This window comes from Xanthobacter sp. DMC12 (assembly GCF_056314105.1).
Map to the genome: position 1 here is coordinate 1 of NZ_JBQUYZ010000012.1, position 1,238 is coordinate 1,238.

Consider the following 1,238-nt stretch of genomic DNA (forward strand, 5'->3'; position numbering starts at 1 on the left):
GCGAAGAAGTGCAGGCCCACCACATCCTGCGGCCGGGAGGTCGCGGCGGCGATGGCGTCGAGGTCGAGATAGGAGGTGTTGGTGGCCAGCACCGCGCCGGGCTTCGCCACCCCGTCGAGGCGGCGGAAGATGTCGGTCTTCACGGCCAGATCCTCGAACGCGGCTTCGACGATGAGATCGGCCTGCGCCAGCGCGGCATAGTCGGACGCGGGCGCGAGGCGGGAGAGCCGCTCGGCCTTCTGTGCCTCGGTGATGCGACCGCTCTTCACCTGCCGAGCATAGAGGCCATCGATGCGTGCGCCACCGGCCGCAGCGGCCTCGTCATCGCGCTCCACCAGCGTAACCGGATATCCGGCATCCAGCAGCGCGACCGCAATGCCCGCGCCCATGGTGCCGGCGCCGATGACGGCGGCCGACGAGACGGAGCGCGCCCTCGCCCCCTCAAGCCCCGGCACCTTCACCGCCTCGCGCTCGGCGAGGAAGAGGTGGCGCAGGGCTTTCGCTTCCGCACTCTCGCGCAGGGCGAGAAAGGCCGCGCGCTCGGTGGCGAGGCCGGCGGCGAAGTCGCCCTCCCGCGATGCCTTGATGACGCGGATCGCCTCGGCGATGGCCGGGACGCCCTTGGCGCCCTTGAGGGCCTTGGCCGCAGCCGCGGCATCCTCGGCCGGATCACCTGCCGGCACCGGCATCTCCGATAGCCGGCGTTTCGCCACCGACGGAGCGCGGGCGATGGCCTCAGTGAGGAGGTCGCCTTCCACCACGGCATCGATGAGGCCCAGGGCCAGCGCCTCGCCGGCCTTCAGCACCCGCCCTTCGCAGACGAGGCCGATGGCCTGCGCCACCCCCACCAGCCGCACCAACCGCTGGGTGCCGCCCGCACCGGGGATGATGCCGAGCCGCGTCTCGGTCAGCCCCACCAGCGCCTTCGCCGACCCGAGCCTGAGGTCGCACGCCAGCGCGATCTCGCATCCCCCGCCCAGCGCCGCGCCATCCAGCGCCGCGACCACGGGCTTGGTTGAGGCATCGATCGCCCCCACCACCTCGGGCAAGAAGGGTTCATCGGGCGGCAGCGCCATCTCCTTGAGGTCCGCCCCGGCGATGAACCGCCCCGCCCCACCGCTCAGCACGAGCGCCGACACCGACGCATCCGCCTCCAGCTCCCGCACCGCATCCAGCAGCCCCTGCCGCACGCCACGAGACAGCGCATTCACCGGCGCGTGGTCGATGTGAACCACCGC

Annotated in this window: 1 protein-coding gene; it reads right to left on the bottom strand. The window is 72.3% G+C overall.

Annotation, left to right across the window (positions count from 1 at the left end; all coding sequences use genetic code 11):
• On the bottom strand, positions 1 to 1,238 hold a 1,238-nt coding region (locus tag ACT535_RS24950; RefSeq protein ID WP_476366405.1), incomplete at both ends, for an FAD-dependent oxidoreductase.